This window comes from Allofournierella sp. CML151, from assembly GCF_027853465.1.
Classification (GTDB): Bacteria; Bacillota; Clostridia; order Oscillospirales; family Ruminococcaceae; genus Allofournierella.
The window spans coordinates 114,147-139,229 of the sequence record NZ_JAPNNW010000001.1 but is presented as its reverse complement, the minus strand read 5'-3'; the positions used below and the strand labels follow the sequence as shown (position 1 = coordinate 139,229).

At 59.6% G+C, this 25,083-nt stretch carries 23 protein-coding genes; 4 read left to right on the top strand and 19 right to left on the bottom strand.

Annotated elements, in window-relative coordinates:
• The first annotated feature begins 54 nt into the window (after nucleotides 1-54).
• Nucleotides 55-1,995, top strand: coding sequence for a BMP family ABC transporter substrate-binding protein (locus PH256_RS00730; protein ID WP_270912578.1), 1,941 nt, complete (start codon nucleotides 55-57; stop codon nucleotides 1,993-1,995).
• A 28-nt stretch (nucleotides 1,996-2,023) separates the two neighbouring features.
• Entirely contained in the window at nucleotides 2,024-2,689 is a 666-nt protein-coding gene (locus tag PH256_RS00725; RefSeq protein WP_087184225.1) for a metallophosphoesterase family protein, read from the top strand.
• Between the two features lie 94 nt (nucleotides 2,690-2,783).
• On the opposite strand, the gene PH256_RS00720 is transcribed toward PH256_RS00725, so the two are convergent.
• The 18 genes from PH256_RS00720 to PH256_RS00635 form a co-directional block, all read right to left on the bottom strand.
• Nucleotides 2,784-2,912, bottom strand: coding sequence for a hypothetical protein (locus tag PH256_RS00720; RefSeq protein WP_255396680.1), 129 nt, complete (start codon nucleotides 2,910-2,912; stop codon nucleotides 2,784-2,786).
• A gap of 194 nt (nucleotides 2,913-3,106) precedes the next feature.
• Nucleotides 3,107-4,225: a hypothetical protein gene (locus tag PH256_RS00715; RefSeq protein ID WP_270912577.1), complete on the bottom strand. Its 1,119-nt coding sequence runs from the start codon at nucleotides 4,223-4,225 to the stop codon at nucleotides 3,107-3,109.
• Nucleotides 4,226-4,397: 172 nt separating this feature from the next.
• Nucleotides 4,398-5,054 carry a fructose-6-phosphate aldolase gene (gene fsa, locus PH256_RS00710; protein WP_087184227.1) on the bottom strand — a complete coding sequence of 219 codons (657 nt, stop codon included), beginning with the start codon at nucleotides 5,052-5,054 and terminating at the stop codon, nucleotides 4,398-4,400.
• A 22-nt stretch (nucleotides 5,055-5,076) separates the two neighbouring features.
• Complete coding sequence (locus PH256_RS00705; RefSeq protein WP_270912576.1) at nucleotides 5,077-6,282, bottom strand: hypothetical protein; 1,206 nt, start codon at nucleotides 6,280-6,282, stop codon at nucleotides 5,077-5,079.
• A 166-nt stretch (nucleotides 6,283-6,448) separates the two neighbouring features.
• The gene (locus PH256_RS00700; RefSeq protein ID WP_270912575.1) at nucleotides 6,449-7,396 is read right to left on the bottom strand and encodes a transketolase family protein; all 948 of its coding nucleotides are present in this window, start codon (nucleotides 7,394-7,396) and stop codon (nucleotides 6,449-6,451) included.
• Nucleotides 7,389-8,240, bottom strand: coding sequence for a transketolase (locus PH256_RS00695; protein WP_270912574.1), 852 nt, complete (start codon nucleotides 8,238-8,240; stop codon nucleotides 7,389-7,391). Before PH256_RS00695 ends, PH256_RS00700 begins: the two co-directional genes overlap by 8 nt.
• Nucleotides 8,241-8,268: 28 nt before the next feature.
• Nucleotides 8,269-8,703, bottom strand: a complete 435-nt coding sequence (rpiB, locus tag PH256_RS00690; protein WP_270912572.1) for a ribose 5-phosphate isomerase B — start codon at nucleotides 8,701-8,703, stop codon at nucleotides 8,269-8,271.
• Nucleotides 8,700-9,389, bottom strand: coding sequence for a ribulose-phosphate 3-epimerase (locus PH256_RS00685; RefSeq protein ID WP_270912571.1), 690 nt, complete (start codon nucleotides 9,387-9,389; stop codon nucleotides 8,700-8,702). Before PH256_RS00685 ends, rpiB begins: the two co-directional genes overlap by 4 nt.
• Nucleotides 9,390-9,404: 15 nt before the next feature.
• Nucleotides 9,405-10,367 carry a nucleoside hydrolase gene (locus PH256_RS00680; protein ID WP_270912570.1) on the bottom strand — a complete coding sequence of 321 codons (963 nt, stop codon included), beginning with the start codon at nucleotides 10,365-10,367 and terminating at the stop codon, nucleotides 9,405-9,407.
• A gap of 62 nt (nucleotides 10,368-10,429) precedes the next feature.
• Nucleotides 10,430-10,855: a cytidine deaminase gene (locus tag PH256_RS00675; protein ID WP_087184233.1), complete on the bottom strand. Its 426-nt coding sequence runs from the start codon at nucleotides 10,853-10,855 to the stop codon at nucleotides 10,430-10,432.
• A gap of 27 nt (nucleotides 10,856-10,882) precedes the next feature.
• Nucleotides 10,883-11,815, bottom strand: coding sequence for an ABC transporter permease (locus tag PH256_RS00670; RefSeq protein WP_087181101.1), 933 nt, complete (start codon nucleotides 11,813-11,815; stop codon nucleotides 10,883-10,885).
• Complete coding sequence (locus PH256_RS00665) at nucleotides 11,808-12,893, bottom strand: ABC transporter permease (RefSeq protein ID WP_242956141.1); 1,086 nt, start codon at nucleotides 12,891-12,893, stop codon at nucleotides 11,808-11,810. Before PH256_RS00665 ends, PH256_RS00670 begins: the two co-directional genes overlap by 8 nt.
• A gap of 15 nt (nucleotides 12,894-12,908) precedes the next feature.
• Nucleotides 12,909-14,429: an ABC transporter ATP-binding protein gene (locus PH256_RS00660; RefSeq protein ID WP_087184277.1), complete on the bottom strand. Its 1,521-nt coding sequence runs from the start codon at nucleotides 14,427-14,429 to the stop codon at nucleotides 12,909-12,911.
• A 102-nt stretch (nucleotides 14,430-14,531) separates the two neighbouring features.
• Complete coding sequence (locus tag PH256_RS00655; protein WP_087184234.1) at nucleotides 14,532-15,581, bottom strand: BMP family lipoprotein; 1,050 nt, start codon at nucleotides 15,579-15,581, stop codon at nucleotides 14,532-14,534.
• An 84-nt stretch (nucleotides 15,582-15,665) separates the two neighbouring features.
• Entirely contained in the window at nucleotides 15,666-17,174 is a 1,509-nt protein-coding gene (locus tag PH256_RS00650) for a sulfatase-like hydrolase/transferase (protein ID WP_270912569.1), read from the bottom strand.
• Nucleotides 17,175-17,204: 30 nt separating this feature from the next.
• The gene (locus PH256_RS00645) at nucleotides 17,205-17,918 is read right to left on the bottom strand and encodes a Crp/Fnr family transcriptional regulator (RefSeq protein WP_087184236.1); all 714 of its coding nucleotides are present in this window, start codon (nucleotides 17,916-17,918) and stop codon (nucleotides 17,205-17,207) included.
• Nucleotides 17,919-18,481: 563 nt separating this feature from the next.
• The gene (locus PH256_RS00640) at nucleotides 18,482-19,939 is read right to left on the bottom strand and encodes a family 43 glycosylhydrolase (protein WP_270912568.1); all 1,458 of its coding nucleotides are present in this window, start codon (nucleotides 19,937-19,939) and stop codon (nucleotides 18,482-18,484) included.
• Nucleotides 19,940-19,963: 24 nt separating this feature from the next.
• Entirely contained in the window at nucleotides 19,964-20,638 is a 675-nt protein-coding gene (locus tag PH256_RS00635; protein WP_270912567.1) for a Crp/Fnr family transcriptional regulator, read from the bottom strand.
• Nucleotides 20,639-20,819: 181 nt separating this feature from the next.
• On the opposite strand from PH256_RS00635, the gene PH256_RS00630 reads away from it, so the two are divergent.
• The gene (locus PH256_RS00630) at nucleotides 20,820-22,001 is read left to right on the top strand and encodes an iron-containing alcohol dehydrogenase (protein WP_270912566.1); all 1,182 of its coding nucleotides are present in this window, start codon (nucleotides 20,820-20,822) and stop codon (nucleotides 21,999-22,001) included.
• A gap of 56 nt (nucleotides 22,002-22,057) precedes the next feature.
• Here the strand turns inward: PH256_RS00630 and PH256_RS00625 are convergent, their stop codons facing one another.
• A complete protein-coding gene (locus PH256_RS00625) occupies nucleotides 22,058-22,930 on the bottom strand; it encodes an AraC family transcriptional regulator (RefSeq protein ID WP_270912564.1) in 873 nt (290 codons plus the stop codon).
• Nucleotides 22,931-23,121: 191 nt separating this feature from the next.
• Here PH256_RS00625 and bilR point away from each other — a divergent pair, with 191 nt between their 5' ends.
• Nucleotides 23,122-25,044, top strand: coding sequence for a bilirubin reductase, long form (gene bilR, locus PH256_RS00620; protein WP_270912562.1), 1,923 nt, complete (start codon nucleotides 23,122-23,124; stop codon nucleotides 25,042-25,044).
• The last annotated feature ends 39 nt before the right edge of the window (nucleotides 25,045-25,083 follow it).

Genomic DNA, 25,083 nt, shown 5'->3' with positions numbered 1-25,083 from the left:
GGCTGCTATAGCGGCCCTGCGATTCAGCTTCTTATTGTTAAGGAGGGATCTTATTTGGCAGTTGAAGATTACAAAAAGGCCCAAAAACTGGGCCAGCGAAATTTCCGGGCCTGCGTTTCCAAAGGGCAGTACCCTTACCTGCAGGTGCTGGATGATATTCTGGAAAACACCGAGCTGGACGGCACCCAGCCTCTGGGCGTGGTGAACATTCCCCTGGATTCCATCGTGGGCACCAAGACCGAGGGCCGCAAGACCGCTTTTGCCCGGAACTTTATGCCTCTTTTGGGCGAGCGCACCGAGTTTGCGCTGAAGTGGAGTGCCCTGTGCGATTCTCAGATGGAAGAGGGCATCCGCGACCCCATTGAGGCGGTGGAGTTTCTGAACCGCTTCTACGTGGTGGAGGGCAACAAGCGGGTATCGGTGATGAAATACTTCGGTGCGGCCAGCATTCCCGGCACCGTGACCCGTTACATTCCCAAGCGCAACGGCTCCAAGGAAGTCAACATCTATTATGAATTCCTGGATTTCTACAAGCTGACCCAGATCAATCTGCTCTGGTTCACCGAAGAGGGCCGCTTTGCCAAGTTCGTGGCCGCAGTGGGCAAGGCTCCCGGCGAGCGCTGGAGCGACGACGACAAGAGCATGCTCACCTCCATGTACTACCGGTTCCGCTCGGTGTTCATGCAGCGCGGCGGCGACCGGCTGCCCATCACCCCCGCCGACGGCCTGCTGGCCGTGATGGGGGTTTACCCCTACCGGCAGCTGTGCGGCATGAGCATGCAGGAGCTGCAGCAGGCCGTGGAGCGTGCCTGGAGCGAGGTTCTGGTGCTGACCCGGCCGGATGCGGTGGAACTTTCCATGGAACCCGCTTTTCCGCCCCAGAACACCGGCCTGTTCTCCCGGCTTCACAGCCCCATCGCCTTCCAGGCGCCCAGCCTGAAGGTGGGCTTTGTATATGAAAAGAGCGCCGACACCTCCCCCTGGACCTATGCTCACGACTTTGGCCGGGGCGAACTGGAGGAGCACTTCGACGGCCGGGTGACCACCCTGTGCTACGACAATGTGCAGCCTGAGGTGAATGGCGACAAGGTTCTGGAGAAGGCCGTGGCCGACGGCTGCGACGTGATCTTCACCACCACACCCAAGCTGATCAACGCCAGTCTGAAGGCCTCCCTGGCCCATCCGGAAGTGAAGATCATCAACTGCTCGCTGAACATGTCGCACCCGTCCATCCGCACCTATTACGGACGCATCCACGAGGCCAAGTTCCTGCTGGGCGCCATTGCGGGTGCTCTGGCGGACGACAACAAAATCGGCTATGTGGCTACCTACCCCACCTACGGCATGATCGCCGCCATCAACGCCTTTGCACTGGGCGCGCAGATGACCAATCCCCGGGCGCAGGTCTATCTGGAATGGACCTCGGAAAAAGGCGTGGACATTCCCGCCCGCTTTGCGGAAAACGGCGTGACCCTGATTTCGGATCTGGATAACCGTGCTCCCCAGCAACCCCCCTGGAAGTTCGGCCTCTACCGGCTGGAGGGGGATCACATCTGCAACTACGCCATGCCCTTCTGGAACTGGGGCGAGTTCTACGTGCGTATCGTGCAGTCCATCATGAACGGCGGCTGGTCTGCCGGCAGCAGCGGTGAGCGCGCGCTGAACTACTGGTGGGGCATGGACGCCGGCGTGATCGATGTGCTGTGCTCCCGCGGCTTGCCCGTCGAGACGCAGCGCCTGGTTAACCTGCTGCGCCAGGCGGTCTGCAGCCGGGACTTTGACCCCTTCGCAGGCGTACTCTACGCCCAGGGCGGCCGCGTGGTAATGCCCGCGGACCATAGCCGTCTCACTGCGGAACAGGTCATTACCATGGACTGGCTGGCAAACAATGTGATCGGCCGCATCCCCCGCTTCGACGAACTGATCGACGAGGCCAAGCCTCTGGTTTCGCTGATCGGCGTTCACAAGGACGAAACAACCACCAAGATCCTGTAAACACAGGCTCGGCGAGGAGAAGTCAAACATGAAAATTTTGCTGCTGGCAGATGAAGAATCCAAGGCTCTGTGGGATTTTTTCAGCCCGGACAAGATTCGCGGCTACGATCTGATCATATCCTGCGGGGACCTGAATCCCCATTATCTGACCCTGCTGGCTACCTTTACCTCTGCCCCTCTGCTTTATGTACACGGAAACCACGACACCCGTTACCTGCATGACCCGCCGGAGGGCTGCATCTGCATCGAGGACGATATCTTTGAGTATCGGGGAATCCGCATTCTGGGGCTGGGTGGTTCCTTCCGCTACAAGGAAGGGCCCTTCCAGTATACCGAGCACCAGATGGCGAACCGCATCCGGCGGCTGCGCCGCAAGCTGAAAAGCTACAAGGGCTTCGACATTCTGGTCACACATGCACCTGCCCGTGGCCTGAACGACGGTGAAGACCTGCCCCACCGGGGCTTCGAGTGCTTCAACCGCCTGGTGGAGGAGTACTCCCCCAGCTATTTTGTGCATGGTCATGTACACATGAGCTACAACGCTAACCTTCCCCGTTGCTGCCAGAAGGGCAGCACCACCGTGGTAAACGCCTACGAAAAGCATGCGATTGAGATCGAGCCGGACCCGAACAGGCCGGTTCGCCCCGACTGGTGGCAGCTCTGGAAACGGCTGCCCATCGTCAGCCAGCTGTAAGTAACAAAAAACTCCGCTCCCGCACCCTGGATGCCAGGGCTTGCGGAAGCGGAGCTTTTTATTTTGTCAGAATGCATCTTCCCCGATTGACCGCTCAGCGACGGGCGCGTGCCCGCACCGGGCGCAGCCACTGGGGGACAAAAGGCAGTTGTTCCAGCCAGGCCAGCACCTGTACCGAGGGGCCGAGCCGAACCAGGGCCTGCTGCAAAAACGATTGAATCATTGTGGTGCTCTCCTTTATTCGTTGGATTTGGAAAATCACCAGGGCAAATTTCCTAGTTGTATAGTAGCAGATTCATCTGCCAGCCGCGGTAACTTTATCACCGAAGCTCCGGTTCCTGTGACCGTGGTTTTACTATACCAACTGAATTTGAACAGAATATGAGCACACTGCGAAAGATCCGAGAAATGCCCGGCTCAGCGGCCTTTGCGGGACAGCACGGTAAGCACCAGCAGGCAAAAAACGACCACACCACCCAGCGCCCAGGGCAGCCAGGTGTGCTTCTGCATGGTCCGGGCCAGCGAGCTTTGCCCAAGAACCGGAGCAGTGGACTGTACCTGGGGCCGGGTAGCCTGTTCTCCGCTCTCCGTCTCCCCCGTCTGCGATTCGCTCCCCTGCACCGGAGCATCGGTCACCTGCGCGCCGCCCAGCATTTCAGCCAGCGTATCGGCGGTAAGGCTGCACACCGCATTCAGCGGCGCATCCATGGAATCCACCGTCACGATGTTCCGCTCCTCGTCCAGCGTCATCTGTTTCTGGCTGAGCAGAAGCAGCTGCACCCCGGAATCCCCGAAGAATTTATCCTTCACCTGCTGGCGGAAAGCCTGCTGGTCACCGGTATCCGCCTCGCCAAACTGAGCCAGCACAAACCGCCGGGCCCGTTCCTCTCCGGTGATATTCTCATAATATTGTTCGATGGCTTCGGACAGATCGCTGCCGCTGCTCAATGTACTGCCGATGTTCACTCCGTCCAGATCCGCCAGCCAGTCGCTTTGCGGCATCAGGCTGGCATTCTCGTCCTCACAGGCAAAGTAGGGCTTCAGTTGCTGGATGCAGCCCTCCTCATCCGCGCTGGTTCCCTGAATGCTGCCCGCCAGCTGAATGCAGTCGCCGCCCCAGGTACAGACCACCGGCACCCGCTTGTAGGTCGCCCCGGCGCCCGCCACCAGATGTACAAAATCCACCGTCTCACCGGTAGCCGGGATCTGTACGTTTTCCAGCGTCTGCAGCTGTTCCAGTTCCGGTGCCTGCTGCTCCACAAACTGAGCAAATTCCTCGCTGGGCATCCCCAGGATCATATCCCAGGTGGCATCCGCGTAGCGCTGGGTACGGATATAATTGACTGTGAGCATCATCGGGTCACTCTCGGTCTGCTGAGCAGCGGCATATTCCTCCGCCAGCTGCTGCAGGCGGGCCGTCTGGTCCAGCGCATCCGCCAGCGATGCGGTCTCAGCCGCATGAACCGGCGTGAGCATGCAGAGTGCCAGTAACGCGGCACTCAGGGCGCTCAACCCCTTCTTGATCATCTGTTTCATGGTTTCTCCTTTGCCCCTCATTCTCGTGTGGTTCGTGCCTTATTATACCGGATGCTGCCTGCAATGCAATGGAAAATTTGTAAAAAAGCCGCCTTTTCGTCTCTGTAGCCGCAAAAAAGCCGCGGACGCAGCCCCTGAGGTGGGCGCGCCCGCGGCAATGTGTTTTGGAAAATTACTGGCCGAACACTGCCAGGTAATCCTTTTTGAACTTCTCGATGCCCTGGTCGGTGAGGGGATGCTTGGTCATCTGCTCGATCACCTTGTAGGGCACGGTAGCAATATCCGCTCCGGCCAGAGCGCAGTCGGTCACATGGATGGGATTACGTACACTGGCGGCAATAATCTGGCAGTTGATGTCCGGATAATTGTCGAACATCTGGCAGATCATCCGGATCAGATCAATGCCGGGCTGGCTGATATCGTCCAGACGGCCCAGGAAGGGCGACACATAGGTGGCGCCTGCGCGGGCGGCCAGCAGCGCCTGGTTGGCGCTGAAAATCAGGGTACAATTGGTCTTGATACCCTCGGCGCTCAGTGCCTTGATGGCCTTCAGGCCCTCGGTGGTCATGGGGATCTTCACCACCATGTTGGGGTGCATGGCCGCGATGGCCCGTCCCTCAGCGATCATGCCTTCGGCGTCTTCAGTGGTGGCTTTCACCTCACCGGAGATGGGGCCGTCCACAATGGCGGCAATCTCTTTCAGGGTTTCGGCGTAGTCTCTGCCCTCCTTGGCAATCAGGCTGGGGTTGGTGGTCACGCCGGCAATCACGCCCATCTCGTTGGCTTTGCGGATCTCATCCACATTGGCGGTATCAATAAAGAATTTCATGGCTTGTTTCTCCTTTCAGCCTTTATTCACTTTTTGCCTGCTTGAAGAACTCCTCCACCAGGTCAGCCCAGTGACCCCGGCAGATCATGTGATGGTTGGAGATGGGGGCAGTCACAAAATAATCGGTTCCCTGAGGCAGTCGGATATGCAGCTGGGTACGGCACAGATCATCCCGATGGAGGCTGGCCACCAGCTCGGCATCCTGCACATAATAGCGCTCCATGGTCTCGTCACACTTGAAGATGGTGATGGGGCCGGGAGCCAGCTCGCCTGCCAGCGCCACGCCCAGGCCGGACTCAAAATGGGTGGTCAGCTCATAGGAATCGGGCATGTTGATGGGCAAAGTGCAGTGGGCAAAGATCATCTCGCTGTTGTGGCGGTCCAGCTGGCTGGGGTTGGCCATGAACACCGGCTGGCCGGTAAGCTGATACAGCACCGTCATGGCCAGCATGCTGCGGGTATCGCCCTCACAGGCGGCGGGAATGCCTTCGGCATTCAGGATGGCCAGAGCCAGGCAGCCGGTGGTACCGATACTGCCCAGCAGATCGAAACAGCGCAGAGTCATCGCCTGCAGTCCGTACTTTTCCACCAGGCGCTTGGCTGCGCCGTATACGTTCAGAGCTTTTTCCATCTCGACCGGATCATAGCCACTGGCCTTGAGCGCACGGGTGTACTCATTTTCCGGGTAGCCGCCCTTGTGATACTCATCCACCAGCTCCTGAACCTCCAGGACCACCAGATCCGCACCGAAGCGCTGCTTGAGGGTAGCATGATCGGCACAGCTGGCCACCAGGGTGATTGCCTCACCAATGGCACCCATGCGCATGGAAGCAATTGCCTTACGGGCCTTGGCTGCTCTCAAAATCGCCAGCAGACGGCGGGCATTTTCCTCCACCGTGCCGTGGATGATCTCGCCCTGTTTGCCGTTCCGCTGCAGGTAAGAGAGGATCTCCATGGACGCAGCCAGCGAATTGTAGGCAGGCACCGTGAGCAGCACATAGGGTCCGTCCACGCAGCCGCACACCTGACTGAAGGGAGCAGCTGTACCGCCGGAGCCAATGAAGAACACATGCACATCCTGGGCCGCAAAGTCCTCTCGCCCTGCCGCATAAACCTCCACGCCCATGGCCTGGCTCAGCTGGCGCAGGTAATCTGCGCAGTAGTCAGGAATGTGGGGATCGTTGCAATTGGTGGGACCCAGAATCTGGTAAACGCCAAGTCGTTCCATTGTATTGTTCCTTTCCGCTTTGCCGCCTTAGCAAAAGCGTTGATTCTATTTCTTAGTCTTTATTACTTTTGTGGATTTTGCCTTTTCTCGCCGGTAAAAAAGCGCACAGAGAACATTCTCTGTGCGCTTTTGGCAGCGGAAGGCGCAAACCGCGGATCAGATCTGCTTATTTGCGGGCCAGTACCCGGCGCACCGCCGCAGCAATATCCGGCGCACGCAGGCCGAATTCGTCCATCAGCACATTACCGGGGCCGGAATGGCCATACTCATCCTGTACGCCCACCTTTTCCATGGGCACCGGGCAGCTGCGCAGCAGTACGTCACCCACCGCGTCGCCCAGGCCACCGATCACACTGTGCTCCTCGGCGGTCACGATGGCACCGGTCTCCCGGGCAGCCTTCACGATGGCTGCCTCATCCACCGGTTTGATGGTGTGCATGTTGATCACACGCACGCTCACGCCCTCGGCAGCCAGAAGCTCCGCCGCTTTCAGCGCTTCGCAGACCTCCGCACCCATGGCGATCACGGTAACGTCGGTACCAGCGCGCTTTTCGATGCTCTTGCCCCACTCGAAGCGGTAATCGTCGTTGTGGTTGATGCATTCTACCGGCAGGCGGCCCAGACGCAGGTAAACCGGGCCCTCATAGGCCAGCATCGCCTTGACCGCAGCCATGGTCTCATAATGGTCCGAGGGGCAGATCACGGTAATGCCGGGAATGCTGCGCATGGTGGCACAGTCCTCATTGCACTGATGGGTGGCGCCGTCCTCGCCTACGCTCACACCCGCATGGGTACCCACAACCTTCACGTTCAGATGAGGGTAGCCCACCGAGTTGCGCACCTGCTCCATGGCGCGCTCGGCGCTGAACATGGCAAAGGTGCAGGCCACGGGGATCTTACCGCAGCTGGCCAGACCAGCTGCCACGCCGATCATATTGCATTCGGAGATGCCGCAGTCCACAAAGCGCTCGGGGCAGGCCGCCTTGAACAGGTCGGTGCGGGTGGCCTTTGCCAGGTCGGCATCCAGCACCACCAGCTGGGGGTATTCCTTTGCCGCTTCGGCCAAAGCCATGCCGAAGCTCTCGCGGGTTGCCTTATTGATGATTTCAGCCATTGTTTTCCACCTCCTGCATCGCGGCGCGCAGCTCGCTCATTGCCTGCTCATACTGCTCGTCGTTGGGGGCCGCACCGTGCCAGCCAGCCTGGTCCTCCATGTAGCTGACGCCCTTGCCCTTCACGGTCTTGGCCAGCAGCACAGTGGGTTTGCCGGTCACCGCACGGGCCTTGTTGAAGGCCTCTTCCAGCTGCTCCAGATCGTTGCCGTCGGCCACCTTGATAACCTCAAAGCCAAAGCCCTCGAACTTTTTATCCAGAGGTTCAATGCCTGCCACGTCTTCCACGCGGCCGTCAATCTGCAGGCCGTTGCAGTCCACAATCCAGCACATATTGTCCAGCTTTTTGTGAGCGGCAAACATGGCTGCCTCCCACACCTGGCCTTCCTCCACCTCGCCGTCGCCCAGCAGAGCGTAGACCCGGTAATCATCGCCGAACAGCTTGGCGGAAAGCGCCATGCCGCAGGCTGCGCTCACGCCCTGGCCCAGGCTGCCGGTGGTCATATCCACACCGGGGACCTTTTTCATATCGGGATGGCCCTGCAAAATGGAGCCCGGCGCACGGAAGGTGGTCAGAAGCTCAGGGGCGAAGAAGCCGCGGCGGCACAGCGCAGAGTAATAACCCGGGCTGCTGTGCCCCTTGGAGAGCACCAGCCGGTCACGACCGGGGGCCTTGGGCTGGGCGGGGTCCACCCGCAGCTCTTTTTGATACAACCAGGTGAAAATCTCGGCGCTGGAGAGCGCGCCGCCCGGGTGGCCAGAACGGGCCGCATGCACCTGGGTCACCACATCCATGCGAAGCTGGCAGGCTGCCAGTTTCAAGCGTTTCAGCTCCTGTTTTTCCATACGTTAGCCTCCTTGCTGGACTGTTGATTTACTGGATCTCGTCGATCATCTTCACGCGCGGCTCATGGATGCCGTGCTGGAATTCCGCTGCCATATAGGCCTGCACCATGGCCCAGGCATGCTCGATGCCCACTGTGCGGCCACCAAAGGCGATCACATTGGCATTGTTGTGCTCCTTGGCCATCCGGGCGCTGTAGCAATCGGTGCAAAGGGCCGCCCGGATGCCCTTGACCTTGTTGGCCGCAATGGAAATACCGATGCCGGTGCCGCAGCACAGCAGGCCGAAATCCTGCCCCTGGGCCAGCAGCACCTTGCACAGATCCACCGCGATCATGGGATAGTCCACCATGTTTTTGTCGTGGCAGCCCACATCCAGCACCTCGTGGCCCTGGTCCATCAGGCGTTTTTTCAGTTCTTCCTTCAGTTCAAAACCGCCGTGGTCGCTTCCCACTACAATTCTCATTCCGCATTCTCCTTTTCACTCACACCTTCCAGCGCCTGCACGAAGCGGCGTGCGCTGGCGGTGACCCCGTCCGGCTGGCCGAAGCACACAAAGGCGCCGCCCACCAGAATATCCGCGCCCAGCGCGGCGCAGCGGGGACCGTTTTCAAAATCGATGCCGCCGTCCACCATGATGGAAAAGCGCAGGTTCTTCTCCCGGCGCATTGCGGCCAGCTGCTCCAGCCTCCGGTAGGTCTGGGGGAAGAATTTCTGACCGGAAAAGCCCGGCTCCACCCCCATCAGCAGCACATAATCCACCTGATCCAGCACCTCGGCCAGCAGCTCTACCGGCTGGGATGGATTCAGTACCACGCCGGGGCGGATGCCCAGCTCCCGCAGCTTCTGAATCATACGCAGTGCAAAGGGAGTGGCGTCCAGATGAAAGGCCGCCATAGCAGGCCGGACCTTTGCCAGCGCGTCCAGCCAGGCAAAGGGGTCGGTGACCATCAGGTGCACATCCACCGGCAGCTCCGGCCGGTAAGCCCGGATGGCCGCCGCCTGATCCAGGCTCAGGCAGAAGTTAGGCACGTAATGCCCGTCCATCACATCCACATGCAGCATACCGGCGCCGCCGGCCGCCACAGCGTTGATGTCCCGCGCCAGATGAAGCGGGTCGGCACAGGCCAAAGTGGGATTCAGGATCGTCATTTTGCTTCTCCTTTTTCAGGCCCCGTAACGGGCAAGCACCTTCAGGAAGTATTCCACATACTTCTCCCGGTCCACCTTTTTCAGGAACAGAACCGTCTTGTCCTCGGGGGGCTTTTTCAGGTTGTTCTCAAAATCCACCAGAGTGAAGCCGGTGGTCAGCTCGCCTTTGGTCTCCACGTCCGCGAAGTAGTGCTCGCCCTCAAACAGCTCCGGATGAGTCACATACATCACAGTGCACAGGTCGTGGATGTCGATGCCCTTCTTCTGGCCGTCCACGGTATTTTCCGCCTTGGTGGTCTGGATGTAGAAGCCGGTCACGGTGCGGACCATATCCGCCACCGGATTGTGCAGGGCGGCCACCTTGTCCAGATCGTCGTAGGTCAAGAAGCTGCCGCGGGTGCAGTCCAGGCTGCACATCACGAAGGGCACCTTGGTGGCAATCACATACTTGGCAGCCTCAGGGTCTGCCAACACGTTGAAGGTGGCCACCGGGGTGGGGTTGCCGGTGCGCAGCGAGCCACCCATAAACACGATGCGCTGAATCTTGGTCAGCGCGTCCGGATGCTGCTTGAGCAGCAGAGCGATGTTGGTGAGCGGGGCCAGCGCAATGATGGTAATGGGCTCCGGCTGAGCCATCAGCACCGAGTAGATGAACTCATGAGCAGGTTGGGGCTCAGGCTGCTTTTCGGTCTTGTGGGCAAACTCATAGCCGCCCAGACCGTTGCTGCCGTGGATGTAGGCTGCGTCCCACAGCGGGCGCTCCAGCGGAGTAGCCGCACCCTTGGCCAGGGGAATCTCCGTCCGACCCATCAGCTCCAGGGCGTTCAGGGTGTTGTAGGTGGTGATGTCCACCGGCAGGTTGCCGCAGACGGTGGTCACGCCCAGCACCTCCAGCCGGTCGGTCTTCAATGCATAGGACAGGGCGACGATATCGTCGATGCCTGTGTCACAGTCGATGAGTACTTTGATTTTTTCCATAGGGCACTCCTTCTGACCCGGGCCGATGCGGTATTCGCGCGGCCCGGGATCGGCTCAGATGGTCAATCGCGGCTCCAGCCAAAAGGCAGAAGCTCGCAAAGGTGATAAAGTTTGTGGTCGCCGGGGGCCTGGGTGCAGATCACCGGCATATCCGACGGACAGAACTGGGTAAGTACCTGCCGGCAGGTGCCGCAGGGGGTGCAGTAGCCCCGCAGCGGTTCGCCCAGCGGGCCGCCGCACACCGCCAGAGCGGCAAACTGATCACAGCCTTCGCTGAGCGCCTTGAACAGCGCCACCCGCTCTGCACAGATGCTGGGGGTCTGGCCATAGCACTCGATGTTTCCGGCGGTGAAGATCCGCCCATCCTGCCCAAGCAGGGCCGCTCCGACCCCGTAGCCGGAGATGGGGACCCGGGCCTTTTGCAGCCGGGCCTGCAGCGCCAGCTGTTCCAGCTGGAGGATCGTTTCCTTCGAGATGGTTTGTTCCATAGTCCGCTCCTTTGCCGCGCCGGTTTCTTAGCGCTGCTGCACGAACTTGGTGTAGGGCTGGCCGCCTGCGGCGATGCCCACGTTCTGCTTGCTGGCACTCAGAGCCAGCACGATCACGGTAGCCACATAGGGAATCATCTGGATGAATTCCGCGGGCACCGGGTTGTTGGGGATGGTCTGCAGATACAGCTGCAGCGCGCTGAAGAAGCCGAAGAACATGGCGGAGCCAAACACGCCCCAGGTGTTCCAGCGGCCCATGGTCACAGCGCCCAGAGCCAGGTAGCCGCGGCCGGCGACCATGTCCTCCTGGAACATGTTCATGCCGCCGATGGACAGCATCGCGCCGCCCAGGCCGCCCAGAACGCCGGAGAAGATCACGCTGAAGTAGCGGATACGGTGCACGGACAGACCTGCGGTCTCAGCCGCCTTGGGGTTCTCACCCACGGTCACAATGCGCAGGCCCAGGCGGGTGTGCTTGAACATATACCACACCAGGATCAGCACGATGAACAGGATGTACACAAAGGGAGACTGCTGCGCCAGGAAGGGTCCGATCACGGGGATCTTCTCCAGCGGAGTGGTGGTGGGCAGATAGGGAACCTGCGGGCTGTTGCCCTGCTGGTTGAACAGCGCCTTCAGACCCACGCCGGAGATACCGGTGCTCAGCAGCACCAGCGCCATGGAGCTTACCGCCTGGGTACCGCCCCAGGTGATGCACACCAGAGAGTGGATGGCCGAAATGCCCACGCCGATGACGATGGCAAACAGAATGCCCATCCAGGCGTTCTGGAACAGGTAGCTGCCCACTGCCGCACCGAAGGCGGAGGCGGTCATGATGCCTTCCAGGCCGATGTTGTTCACGCCGCTTCGTTCACTGGTCATGCCGCCCAGCGCGGTGAAAGCGATGGGAGTGCCCATGCGAAGCGTGGCGGAAAGCAGATAGGTAATGGCATTAAGCATTCTTCTTCCCTCCCATACGCTTGATGTAGTAGCGGATCACATGCTCGGCGCACAGGAACACGATGATCAGGCCCTGGATTACGTCGACCATGTTTTTGGAGATGCCCGCGCTGGACTGCATCATGGCGGAGCCGCTGCGCATGGCGCCGATGAGCAGCGCCGAGAAGATGATGGCGAAGGGATTGTTATGAGCCATCAGAGCAACAGGGATGCCGTTGAAGCCGTAGTTCGCGGAGAAGTTGTTCACGATCTTGTCCAGGCTGCCGGTAACTTCGATACCACCGGCCAGACCGGCCAGCGCACCGCTGATGAGCAGCGCCAGGAACATGTTGCGGTTCACGTTGATGCCGTTGGTACGGGACGCATTGGGGTTGAAGCCCACTGCGCGCATCTCGTAGCCAAGGCTGGTGCGGTTCAGAATGATGTAGACCGCCACGACGGCCACCAGAGCCAGCACAAAGCCCAGGTTCAGCACGTAGGGCTTGGGCAGCAGGTCAGGCAGCTGCGCGGTCTCGTCGATGGTGGCAGTGGCAGGAGATTCGCCGGGGCCCTTGAAGGGACCCAGAATCAGATAAGAGATCAGATACTGAGCAATGTAGTTGAACATAATGGTGCTGATGACCACGTTTACGTTGCCTTTCAGCTTTAGCACCGCCGGGAAGAAGGCCCAGATCATGCCGCCCACCATGCTGGCCAGAATGGTCAGAGGCAGGTGCAGCACCATGGGCAGGTGGACATAAGCGCCCACCAGCGCCGCACACATGGCGCCAATGAGCAGCTGGCCCTCGGCGCCGATATTGAACACGCTGCACCGAAAAGCGATGGCCACCGCAAGGCCGGTGAGCATTACGGGAACCGCTTTGCCCAGCGTTACCGTGAAGGCGATGCCGGTGCCGAACGCGCCGCGCCACAAAGCGCCGTAGGCTTCAATGGGGTTCGAGCCGAAGGCCCAGATCACCAGAGCGCCCACCACCAGCGCCATCACCAGCGCGATCAGGGTAATGAGCAGGCTCAGCCCGGTTTCCTGCAGCTTCTTTTTATCCAAAGCAAACAGGGGCTTTTTTACCTTTGTTTCCAATCGTTTCCCCTCCTTTTAAGCGTCTTTGTGGGAGCCCAGCATCATGCGGCCCAGCTCCTGCCGGGTCACGCCCTCGGCATCCACCACGTCCACGATGCGGCCCTTGAAGATAACGGCAATCCGGTCGCTGACCGAGAGGATTTCGTCCAGCTCCAGAGAGAAGAGCAGAACACCCTTGCCCTTGTCGCGCTGCTCCAGCAGCGTTTTCTGCACGAACTCCATGGCACCGATGTCCAAACCGCGGGTGGGCTGCACTGCGATGAGCACATCCGGGTTGCGGCTTGCCTCACGGGCGATGACAATCTTCTGCTGGTTGCCGCCGGACAGTGTACCTGCAGGTACATCCACATTGGCACAGCGAATATCGAAATCGTCCTGCAGGGTCTCGGCGTTTTTATGGATGGCCTTGTAGTCCATCCAGGTATGGCCGTGGGCGTAGGGTTCCTGGTAATGCATGCCCAACACCAGGTTATCGGCCACACTGTACTGCAGCACCAGGCCGTCCCGGTGACGGTCCTCCGGAACCAGAGCAATACCGCTGTCCTTGCGGGCGCGGATGCCCTTCTTCACGATGTTGTCGCCCTTGAACAGGATCTCACCGGAATCGGGAGTGATCTGGCCGCAGATGGCCTGCACCAGCTCCTCCTGCCCGTTGCCGTCCACACCAGCGATGCCCAGCACCTCGCCTGCCTTCAGCTGCAGGTTGATGCCGTCCAGCTTTTTCACCGTCTTATTCACGGTGTAGCTCACATTCTTGAGCTCCAGCAGGTTGGGCTGATCGGTGAATTCCTTGCGCTCCCGGCGGGACAGGTTCACGTCGCGGCCGACCATCATGCGGGTCAGCTCGTCCACATTGGTCTCGTCCTTGCGCACGGTGCCGATCACCTTGCCCCGTCGGATTACGGTAATGTGATCGCTGATCTTCATTACCTCAGCCATTTTATGGCTGATGAACAGGATGGTCTTGCCGCTGGCCTTCAGGCCCAGCAGGATATCACAGAATTCATCGATCTCCTGAGGGGTCAGCACGGCGGTGGGCTCGTCGAAGATCAGAATCTCGGCCTCGCGATAGAGGATTTTCAGAATCTCCACGCGCTGCTGCTCGGTAACCGACAGGTCCGCCACCTTGGCATGGGGATCGATCTTCAGGCCGTATTTCTCGCTCAGCTCCCGGATGCGCTTTTCCGCTCCGGCCCGGTCCACCTTCAGGCGGCTGCCCGGCTCCTGACCCACCACGATGTTCTCGGCCACGGTCAGCTTGGGAATCAGCATAAAATGCTGGTGCACCATGCCGATCTTGTGGGCGATGGAATCCTTGGAGCTCTGGAAATGCACCGGCTGCTCGTTGATGAAGATCTGGCCCTCATCCGGCTGATACAGTCCGTAAATGATGTTCATCAAAGTGGACTTGCCCGCGCCGTTCTCGCCGGCCAGGGTGTGGATCTCGCCCTGCTCCACATCGATGGTGATATGATCGTTCGCTACAATGCCGGGGAAACGCTTGGTGATGTCCTTCAGCTGGATGCTGTATTTCACACTCACAGTTCCACCATCCTTTCTGTTGATCAAAGGGCCGCAGAGGGGGCCTTGTTCCAGACCTTCTCCGCGGCCCATGCGCACTGTTCCGTCGTTATTCAGTTAGCCCAGGGAAGCGATGTAGGTATTGTACTCTTCCTCGGTGCCGGGTACGGTGATCTCACCGTTGATGATCTTGTTCTGCAGATCTTCGATGCTGGCCTTCACATCCTCAGGGATGGAGTTCAGCAGCTCGTCGTTCATGGTGGTGTAGCGCAGCTCAACGCCGCCCTCCTTCAGGCCCAGAACGGTGCAGCCGCCGCCGTTGAAGGTGCCGTTATCCTTGTAATCCTTGATCATGTCATACAGGGCCACGTCGATGGACTTGACCACAGAGGCAACGATCTTGTCCGGCATCTTGTCGAACTGGCCGGTGGCAGCGCCCAGGCAGTACTTGCCATCGCCGGCTTCCTTGGCGGCGTTGAATACGCCCAGGTTGCAGGCGCCCGCGAAGCAGCTCACGTAATCAGCGCCCTTGTCGTACAGGGCCTTGGCGGATTCCTGGCCCAGGTTGGTGTCGGTGTAGCTGTTGGTGAACAGCACGCTCACCTCACAGTCGGGGTTCACGGTCTTGGCGCCGGCCATGTAGCCGTACTGATAGCGCAGCTGCAGGGGCTCCTGCACGGCCAGCACAGTACCGATCTTACCGGTCTGGCTCAGGGAAGCAGCCAGGGCGCCGCCCAGGAACGCGGCCTCGTTTTCCTTGTACTCAACGCTCATCACGTTCTCTGCACCGGTCTCCTCACCGGCCAGATACATGAAGTCGCAGTCGGGGTATTCGGCGGCCACTTCCATCATGGCGTCGTGGAACTCAGAAGAGGGAACCACCAGCAGGGTATCGCCCTGAGCGATGAGAGTACGCAGGCTGTTGGCCGCGTCGCTTACTTCGCTCACCTCGATGTACTCGGCGGAGATGCCCAGCTCGGCCTCGGCGTTCTCCAGGCCGGCCCACACGTCATCGTTGAAGCTCTGAGTGCCCATGCTGGACGCAATCAGGCCAACCCGCAGGCTTCCGTCGTCGGTGCTTCCGCCTTCACCGGAGCCACCGCCACCGCAGGCTACCAGAGACAGTGCCATGGCCCCCGCCATAATCAATGCAAGTACCTTTTTCATTTGTTTGTCCTCCTTTTGCTTAAAAAACGAAGCGTCTATCCATGATTGAATACAGACCGTCGGTCCGTTTTTCCTGAGGGAAGCTTACGGCAGAAGCTGTTTCAGCGGTACCGGATCGCAGCTTTCCTGCTGCTTTTGCCGCAGCAGCTGGCGCATCTTCTGCTTGAGATCGTCGTATTCCGGCAGACAAGCCAGATTCTTCATCTCATAGGGGTCAGCATTCAGATCATACAGCTCATCCTGCTGGCCCTCAAAGCAGGTGTATTTGATGTTGTTTTCGTCCACCACCATGCGGCCCAGCAGGGTCAGGCCATAGCCGTGGCCGTAGGTTTCACACATCAGGCTGGTGCGCCAGTCCTTTTCACCCGGGCGGTGGCAGCCAAGCTCAAGCAGGCTTTTGCCGTCCACCCGTTCCGGGAAGGTAAGGCCTGCGGCATCCAGCATGGTCACCGGCAGATCGCAGGTGAACACCAGCCGGTCGCTGGTCTGGCCGGGCTGGATACTGCCGGGCCAGCGGATTGCCATGGGGATGCGTTCCACTTCCTGCGCCATGTGGGAATCCTTGTCGAAATGGCCGCCCTGACAGGCGATGGCATCGCCGTGGTCGGTAGTCCAGATCACGATGGTGTTTTCGTCCAGGCCCAGCTCGCGGAGCTTGTCCACCACCAGTCCGCCTGCGGCATCCACCATGGTGATGTGGGCATAGCAACGGGCCAGCATCTTCTGCCACTCGCTCCAGGGCAGCGGATTGGGCCGGATGATGTGCTTGCCGTCGCCCAGGGGGCGGCTGACCTCCCAGGTCAGATTCTCGGGCTTGTCGTGCAGGTCATTTTCAAAGCTGGGATACATGGGGATGCTTTCCGGGTCATACAGATCCGCAAATTCCTTTGTGGGGAAGAAGGGCTGATGGGGTCCCCAGAAATCCACCCGCAGGCTCCAGGGTTCATCGGAATCCTGTTTGGCCAGCTCCTCCAGCTTGTCGCAGGCCAGATTGGCCAGGAAGAAGGCCTCATGGGTCTCCTTGGGGGTTACGGTGAGGCCGATGGCATGTTCGCCGCACCAGTAGTCCTCACACTGATACAGCTCGCCCTCCTTCAGTTTTTTGAAGAAGTGGCTGTTCTCGTAGGAGTCCGGCCGGAGCACCCGCTCCACCATATGCTGTGCACGGGGCAGGCCCCTCTTTTTGCAGTACTCCGCGTATTCCGGGGTATTGTAGGGGTTGCCGTAACCGCTCTGGGAAAGGCCGGTGCAGTGATGGTCGTAAGCGCACCCGGGGCCGGCATGCCACTTACCATAATAATAATTGGTGTAGCCATTCTCGGCCAGGATGTCCAGATAGACGTCGTGGCGGTAGGGCGGGTCATTCTCGTTGTGTACCTGTCCATGCGTGTGGGGATACAGGCCGGTGAGCATGGACCGGCGGGCGGGGCCGCACATGGGGGTCACGCAATAGGCGTTGGTAAACTCCATGCCTTCTGCCGCGAACTTTTCAAAGTTCGGGCGCATGGGCTTGGGTCCGCCCTGGGCCATACCGTGGCCGTACCAGGCCTGGTGGTCGTTCAGGATGTAGACGATGTTTGGTTTCCGGTTCACGGTGCACCTTCCTTTCTTTGCTGTGCCGTTTTATGGATTCAGCTCGCAGATGCGGCGGATCTGTTCCGGCGTGCAGTGGATGTTCCCGTTGTTTTCGGTGGTAATAAGGCCCGCGTCCTTCAGCTCGCTGAGCGCCCGGCATACTGTGCGAATGGTGACGCCCAGTTCACTGGCGATCACGGTGCGTTTTTCCGCGATGCACAGGGGCTCGTTTTCGTTGGCCCCTGCTTCGGTCCATTTTCTGTGGATATAATAAAGCAGGTTCTCCCGGGCACTGAAGAAATTCAACCGCTCAATGTGGGTATAGTTGCGGTCCATCGCGCGGGACATGCTCTCCACACAGGCGTAAGAGACCGGCGCATATTTGTGCATGGCTTCCAGAAAGAAGTCACAGTCGATCTTGACTGCCAGGCAGTTGCTGCTGGCAATGATGTTGGAATAAAACACCTTGTCGGCGGTGACCAGCTGAGGAATGCCCAGAAACTCCGGCCCCCAGACCCGGGCGATCATGCCGCTGCCGCCCTTGATGGAGCTGCGCATCAGGCAGAATTCCCCTTCCACCACCAGGATGATCTTTGTGAGGATCTGGTTGCACACGATGATGGGCTTTTCCTTTGCGTAGCGCACCATGGTGATGTATTGATTCAGGTAGGGCTGCAGGTCCTTGGACGAGTATTTTCTGCCCGGAACAGGCCGCTCGATCATACGGAGCAGCCCAAGCAGCTGCTGGAACTCCGTGGTCATTGCGGGCGCTTCCCCCTTTCTCCCTTTCTCGGTGCGGGATGAAAAGCCCGCCCGCTTGCTACACCCCTAGCATAACGAAAAGCCAGGTCGCGGAACATGACGGATGTCATGGTTTGACAGCTTTCTCTTTTTTAAATAAACCACCCTGCGCTTTTCCTGTTGAAGATGCACAAGGAACGGCAAATGTTTCGCATTTTTTCAGCGGTTTTCCCCGGAAAAATAAAAAAAACTACCCAAGCGCTCTGCATTTATGCAAAACACCTGAGTAGTTCATATGAGAAAAACAATTCTTTCCGCCACATGTTCCAAACCTCGCCGAAGTTTTCTCATATTCTAACAAAAGTTGGGCATTTTGGCAATACTGAACGTTCTATTTTTGTTGAATTGTAACTAAATAAGCGCATCTGTCCCGGGATTGGGACCGTTTTCTGTGGTTCATCGGCAACAAGCAAAACCGCTTTGTTCCGGCAGTTTTCACATTTTTATCATAGTTTAAGTGTACCGGTCCGGAAAGCCGCACACAATATACAGATTTCACAAAATCCAAGTGCGTTTTTTTACCTTTACCGCGGGGCTTCTTCCAACGTAAAGCGGATGAAATCCACTGCATCCATCCCCCGGAACACAAAATAGAGCGGATGCACACCCGGCTGAGGACAAAGCCTTGCCGGGCGCAGCAGCGACTTGTCCGCAGGCACCGGGATCACTGCCAGCGGACGGCTTCCGTCCTCCCGGTGGGAAACCAGCATCACGCCCCGGCCCCGGCCCCGCAGCTGCAGAGTAATGCGCCGTTCCTGGCCGGTGAAGGCAAAGGACAAAAAGCCCGCGCTGCTGCCGCTGCGCATGTTGGCAATGTACTGGTCCGGCCTCTCTTCCCGGTCCGTTCCGGTCTGGGTAAAATAGGGGTACGCCGCCAACCGCAGCCGGGGCAGGCGGATGTCATACCGGGCCGTGCCTTTGGCGCTGCGCAGATGGCAGGCGATGCGGGCTTCATAGCTGCCCAAATCCGGCAAGGGCTCCGCCCGCAGGCCGGTGCTGCTGAGAGGCGCCTGGAAAAAGCCCCCGTCCGGCCTGCGGCGGAGCGGCTCGGCACAGGCCTGGCGGGAATAGGAATGCCGGTTGGTCTGCCGGTGATAGAACACATACCACTGCCCCCGGATACAGGCGATGCTGCCATGGGTATTGCCCAGATAGTTGACCGCCTGTTCCTCGCCGGGGTGGCCGGGCAGGAACACATCGCCGATGTCCACCAGCGTTCCGCCGAAGGTGAACGGCCCGAAGGGGTGGTCCGCCATGGCGTAACAAAGCTCGTGATTGTGCTCGGAAGAATAAATGAAGCAGTAGCGCCCGTCCACCTTGCGGATGGAGCTGGCCTCAAAGAAAGCATGGTTTTCAAAGGCCCCGGGCAGACCCTTTCGGGGAAACAGCAGATGGGGTCCCTGCCGGATGGTACGCATATCCGGCTCCAGCTCCACCGCCACTCCGCCGGGATTTTCCAGCTGGCGAAAGCCGGTGACCGGAGCCGGGATACGGGTAGCAAATCCGGAATACAGGTAGACCCGGCCGTCGTCGTCCACCAGAACGCCCGGGTCAAAGGGGAACGGTTCTCCGGCCCGCTCCCCCCAGAGATGCCCGTCCGGGAAGGTCACATGGCCGTAAAATTGAAACTTGCCCGCCGGTTCGTCGCACACTGCTACTCCTATGCGGCCCATGAAGTCAAAGGCATAGTAAAGGTAATACCGCCCGTCCGGCCCCTGCACCACGTCCGGCGCGTAAAGACAGCGCCGCCCGCCGGGGTTCATGGGGTCCTGGTCCTTGCGGTAGATCACACCCTCAAACCGCCAGTCGCTCAGATCCTCCTCCGGGGCGGACCAGCACACATAGTCGTTCATGCAGAACAGCGGCCCGCCGAAGCGGTCATGGGAGCCATACAGATACACCCTGCCGCCGAATACCCGAGGCTCGCCGTCCGGCACATACTCCCAACTGGGCAGATAAGGGTTGAACACTTCTTTTTTCATAACTTTCCTCTCCCTCGGCCCGGCTCAGAATTCCCGGGGCAGTTCCAGCAATTCAAATTCCTTTTTGCGGCAGCGCAGAATCCCCTGACGCTGTAATTTGGACAGTTCGGTGCACATAGCGCTTCGGTCCACCGACAGATAATCCGCCAGCTCCTGCCGGTCATAGGGGATGGAAAACTTTGCGCTGCCCGCCCGCTGCGCCTCGCCGGAAAGATAGGACAGCAGCTTTTCCCGGGTGGTTTTCTGGGCCATATGCTCCACCTTCTGGGTGAGCATCAGATTGCGGCCTGCCAACACCTGGGTAAGATTGTGAATCATGCGGGTATGGAAACCGCAGGCTGTGGAGCAGGTCTGAAACAGACGGCCCACATCCAGGAACATCACCCGGGTAGTGGCGGCAGCCACCACACTCACCGTGAGGTTTTCGCTGCCCAGACAAGCGTAGGATTCCGCAAACAGCTGCCCGGGACCGGACTGCCCCAGAATCACCCGGTTGCCCCAGAAATCCTCTTTGATAATGTGCGCCGTGCCCTCCAGCACAATGCCCATCCGCCGGGTGGGCTCACCCCTGTGTAGGATGAACTCTCCTTTCTGATAAGTGTTCACCACCGCGCACAGGCAGTCTAATAGAATACGAATCTGGTCCGGCTCAATGTTTTGGAACAGCTGCGACGACCGCAGAATCTGAATGTCTTCCATAAGCGCTCCTTTTGTTGGATTTGCAACTTCGTTATTTTTATTGTAGTGCTGCCCGATTTTTCTGTCAATGCTCCGGCGGAAAGGCGGCCCCTTGCTCCTCTTGAAAAGCCCCGTCCCCTTTTGTAGAATAAAAGCAGCAGCGGGAGCTTTTTGTGCCCCGCACAGAAAGGAGCGTTTGGCAATGCAGGCATTTGTTTATCATATCCCCACTCGCGTGATCTTTGGTAAGGGAACCGAAGCACAGACCGCGGAACAGGTCAAGCAGGCGGGTGCAAAACGGGTTTTTCTGGTATACGGCGGAGGCAGCGCAAAACGCAGCGGCCTGCTGGATCGGATTCAGGCAGACCTTGCCCGGGAAGGCATTGCCTGCATGACGCTGGGCGGCGTTCAGGCCAATCCCCGGCTGGGGCTGGCCCGGCAGGGTGTGCAGCAGGCCATTGAATTCGGGGCCGATCTGATTCTGGCAGTGGGTGGCGGCAGCGTGATCGACACTGCCAAGGCCATTGCCCACGGTGCAGCCTGCCCCGGCACCGATATCTGGGAGTTCTGGCTGGGCCGCCAGAAGGTAACCGCCAGCCTGCCGGTGGGCGTAGTCCTGACCATATCCGCCGCCGGGAGCGAGACCAGCGATTCCGCCGTGCTCACCGATGAGGTCACCGGCACCAAGCGGGGACTGAGCACCCCATTTAACCGGCCGCTGTTCGCCATTCTGGACCCGGAGCTCACCTACACGCTTCCCCGCTACCAGATTGCCTGCGGCATTGTGGACATTATGATGCATACCATGGACCGGTACTTTACCCCCACCAAGGGCAACCAGCTCACCGATGCCTTTGCCGAAGCTCTGCTGCGCACGGTGATTGCGAACGGTCCCGCCGCTTTGGAGAACAGCCGGGATTACCAGGCCATGAGCGAATTGATGTGGTGCGGCAGCGTTTCCCACAACGGACTCACCGGGCTGGGCGCTGTGGTTGACTTTGCGCCTCACAAGCTGGGCCATGAACTGAGCGGCCGCTTCGATGTGGCCCATGGAGCCAGTCTTTCCACGGTATGGAGGCACTGGGCCCGGTACTGCCTGCATCAGGACCCCGCCCGCTTCGCCCAATTCGGCCGCCAGGTCTGGGGTGTGACCGAGCCCGACGACCAGAGTGCAGCGGAACAGGCCATCCAGTGCACCGTAGATTTCTTCCATTCGCTGGGCATGCCCACCTGTTTCTCCGAGCTGGGCGTGGGTGTACAGCCGGAGGAGGTGCTCTACCAGATGGCGGACAAGGGCACCCGGGGCGACACCTTCCTGCTGGGCAGCTTTTTGCCCCTGAACCGGGAAAAAGCCCTGGAAATCTACCGGCTGGCCAATTGCTGAGTTGTTTTAAAAAGCTAATCCCCCGGGCAGTCATTTTTGACTGCCGGGGGATTTTGTTATACATTGTTTTTCTTTGTTTCCGGCAAAGCTTCCTCCGGATATTCCCTTGCCCGCTGGCAGCACTGACGATAATATTCTGCCGGAGTTACGCCGAACTCCTGCTTGAAGCTGCGCAGCATGGCGCTGTAGCCGGAAAAGCCGCACTGCATCCAGATCGCTGATAGCGGCACCCCATTGCACAGCAGCTCCCGGCAGCGGCTCAGCCGGGCTTTTATGATGTATTGATGCAGGGTCTGGCCGGTTCGCTGCTTGAACTGGCGTGCCAGATGCTCCGAGCTCACATAAAAATTCGCGGCCAGGTCCTTCAGCTGCAGCGGCTCGGCCAGATGAGCGTTGATATAGGCAAACACCTCGTCCACCACCAGGCGCTTCCGGCCCACCAGTGCAGTTTTTCGCTCCTCATTCACGCAGCAGCGCAGTACCCCGGCCACCAGAAGCTCCACCAGACCCCGGCGATAGACCCCTCCGGCCAGCGCATCCGGCTGCTCGGTCTCCTTTTGCAGCATGGAATACAGCCGCCGCAGCAGAGTAGCGTTCGGAGTATTCAGTCGAACCACCGCACACTGGAAAGGCACCACCGAAAAACAGGCTTCCAGATCGCATCCCGGGCAGGAGATTTCCTCCAAAAGGCCCTGCTGCAGCCGCAGCTGCCAGAGCTCCAGGCCCTGCTCACCCGCGCTGGCCCTGGCCACTGCTCCCGGCCGCAGCAGGGCAATGCTGTCCGGTCCCAGGGCCGCACTGCGGCCGGACCACTGCAGCCGTCCGCTGCCGCTGTTCACCAGCACCACCAGCTGGCCGCTCTGCGCGTCCAGCTCTTTCTCGCCGCCTGCCTCCAGCGGCCACTGCTTCAGCCGATACCTCTCTTCCATGGAAATTCCTCCCAATTTTTCTCCCAATCTTTTTATTTATTTTATCAAAAGCGCGCTTTTTCATCAAGTTTTGCGCAATTCACATCAAGAAACGGGATATATTTTTAACAATTCCCGGGCTTATAATGGCCTTAGAAACCGGGCCAAACGCCCGCACCGCTGCTTTTTGAGATCGGAAAGGAGATCTTATCATGGAACTGCTCACCCCCATCAAGGTTGGCAACATCACCCTGAAAAACCGCATCATGTTCCCCCCGCTGACCACCGGCTATGAAGGCCGCGACGGCAGCATCACCGAACAGAGCAAGGCCTTCTACACCCGCCTGGCCAAGGGCGGCGTTTCCTACATTGTGCTGGGCGACGTGAGCCCCGTGGCCTCCTTCTCCCCCACCCCTCGCCTGTTCCACGACGGCCAGATCGCCGGCTTCAAGGATCTGGCGGACAGCGTGCACGCTTACGGCGCTAAGATCGGCGTGCAGATCTTCCACCCGGAATACGACGTGAACGCCCTGATTGAGCTGTTCCAGAAGAAGGACATGATGGGCGTGCGCCAGAAGATGCACCACGACATGGAGCATTACGTAACTGACGTGACCGAAGAGCAGCTGATGGACATCATCCAGAAGATGTGCGACTGCGCCGTTCGCGCTCAGAAGGCCGGTATCGATTTTGTGCAGGTGCACGGTGACCGGCTGGTGGGCTGCCTGTGCAGCCCCCTGATGAACCGCCGCACCGACAAGTTTGGCGGCAGCTTTGAAAACCGCACCCGCTTCGCTGTGATGCTGGTGAAGGCCCTGCGTCAGGCGGTTCCCGGCATGGGCATCGACTACAAGTTCTCTGTCATCACTCCTGAACGCGGCAAGGGCGGCATCCCCCTGGCCGAGGCTGTGGATTTCGCCAAGCTGCTGGAGGAGGCCGGTGTGGACATGCTGCACGTGGCCCAGGCCAATCACACCGGCAACATGGCCGACACCATTCCTCCCATGGGCGTACAGCCCTACGGCTTCTTTGTGGACATCGCCGGTCAGGTGAAGCAGGCCGTGAACGTTCCCGTGAGCTGTGTAGGCCGCATCATCGATCCCGAGATGGCCGAGCGTGCGCTGGACAGCGGCAAGGCCGACATCGTTGCTCTGGGCCGTCCTTTGCTGTGCGACCCCGATTGGGTGGCCAAGCTGGAGGCCGGCAAGGGCTGTGATATCCGCCGCTGCATCTCCTGCAACAAGGGCTGCACCGACAACATCCAGAACCGCAGCTTCCTGTCCTGCGTGCTGAACGCGGAGAACGGCTACGAGCTGACCCGCTCCATCACCCCCGCCCAGACCAAAAAGAAGGTTGCCGTGATCGGCGGCGGTGTGGCCGGTATGGAGGCCGCCCGTGTGGCCGCTGCCAAGGGCCACGAGGTGGTTCTGTTTGAGAAGAGCGCCCAGCTGGGCGGCCAGCTGAACATCGCCTGCGTGCCTCCCCGCAAGGAGGAGATGCGCCGTGCCACTGCCAACCTGGTACATGAGGTCACCAGCGCCGGTGTGACCCTGCGCATGGGCAAAGCCGTCACCGCTGAGGACGTGCTGGCTGAGAAGCCGGACGCTGTGATCCTGGCTGTGGGCGCTTCCAGCTTTGCTCCCGCCATCCCCGGCAAGGAGAACACCAATGTGTGCGATGCCTGGCAGGTTCTGGCCGGTGCCCAGCAGGTCTACGGCAAGGTTGCCGTGATCGGCGGCGGCATGGTTGGCTGTGAGACTGCCGAATACCTGGCCGAGCGTGGCTGCAAGGTGAGCGTTGTGGAGATGATGGACAAGATCGCCAACGGCGAGAGCAACACCATCCTGCCCACTCTGATGGAAAACTACGCCCGTTACGGCGTGGAGCAGTATGTGAACCACAAGGTCAGCCAGATCGCCCTGGATCACATCCTGTGTGAGGACAAGGAAGGCAACACCGTGACCATCCCCTGCGACTACGTGGTTCTGGCCGTGGGCGCCCGCCCGGTAGCCTTCGACGCCGAGCCCCTGAAGGCCGCCGGTATCCCGGTGATTGCCGTGGGCGACTGCGGCGAGCGTGCTGCGGACATTTCCAACGCCATCCGCACTGCCTACGACGCAGCCAACAGCCTGTAATCCATTTACCGGACTTATTATAAAAGGAGAATTCTGTAT

Coding starts and splice junctions, on each gene's coding strand:
- PH256_RS00725 (WP_087184225.1), top strand. CDS start 2,024: ATGAAAATTTTGCTGCTGGCAGATGAAGAATCCAAGGCTCTGTGGGAT.
- PH256_RS00720 (WP_255396680.1), bottom strand. CDS start 2,912: ATGATTCAATCGTTTTTGCAGCAGGCCCTGGTTCGGCTCGGCCCCTCG.
- PH256_RS00715 (WP_270912577.1), bottom strand. CDS start 4,225: ATGAAACAGATGATCAAGAAGGGGTTGAGCGCCCTGAGTGCCGCGTTA.
- fsa (WP_087184227.1), bottom strand. CDS start 5,054: ATGAAATTCTTTATTGATACCGCCAATGTGGATGAGATCCGCAAAGCC.
- PH256_RS00705 (WP_270912576.1), bottom strand. CDS start 6,282: ATGGAACGACTTGGCGTTTACCAGATTCTGGGTCCCACCAATTGCAAC.
- PH256_RS00700 (WP_270912575.1), bottom strand. CDS start 7,396: ATGGCTGAAATCATCAATAAGGCAACCCGCGAGAGCTTCGGCATGGCT.
- PH256_RS00695 (WP_270912574.1), bottom strand. CDS start 8,240: ATGGAAAAACAGGAGCTGAAACGCTTGAAACTGGCAGCCTGCCAGCTT.
- rpiB (WP_270912572.1), bottom strand. CDS start 8,703: ATGAGAATTGTAGTGGGAAGCGACCACGGCGGTTTTGAACTGAAGGAA.
- PH256_RS00685 (WP_270912571.1), bottom strand. CDS start 9,389: ATGACGATCCTGAATCCCACTTTGGCCTGTGCCGACCCGCTTCATCTG.
- PH256_RS00680 (WP_270912570.1), bottom strand. CDS start 10,367: ATGGAAAAAATCAAAGTACTCATCGACTGTGACACAGGCATCGACGAT.
- PH256_RS00675 (WP_087184233.1), bottom strand. CDS start 10,855: ATGGAACAAACCATCTCGAAGGAAACGATCCTCCAGCTGGAACAGCTG.
- PH256_RS00670 (WP_087181101.1), bottom strand. CDS start 11,815: ATGCTTAATGCCATTACCTATCTGCTTTCCGCCACGCTTCGCATGGGC.
- PH256_RS00655 (WP_087184234.1), bottom strand. CDS start 15,581: ATGAAAAAGGTACTTGCATTGATTATGGCGGGGGCCATGGCACTGTCT.
- PH256_RS00645 (WP_087184236.1), bottom strand. CDS start 17,918: ATGACCACGGAGTTCCAGCAGCTGCTTGGGCTGCTCCGTATGATCGAG.
- PH256_RS00640 (WP_270912568.1), bottom strand. CDS start 19,939: ATGAAAAAAGAAGTGTTCAACCCTTATCTGCCCAGTTGGGAGTATGTG.
- PH256_RS00635 (WP_270912567.1), bottom strand. CDS start 20,638: ATGGAAGACATTCAGATTCTGCGGTCGTCGCAGCTGTTCCAAAACATT.
- PH256_RS00630 (WP_270912566.1), top strand. CDS start 20,820: ATGCAGGCATTTGTTTATCATATCCCCACTCGCGTGATCTTTGGTAAG.
- PH256_RS00625 (WP_270912564.1), bottom strand. CDS start 22,930: ATGGAAGAGAGGTATCGGCTGAAGCAGTGGCCGCTGGAGGCAGGCGGC.
- bilR (WP_270912562.1), top strand. CDS start 23,122: ATGGAACTGCTCACCCCCATCAAGGTTGGCAACATCACCCTGAAAAAC.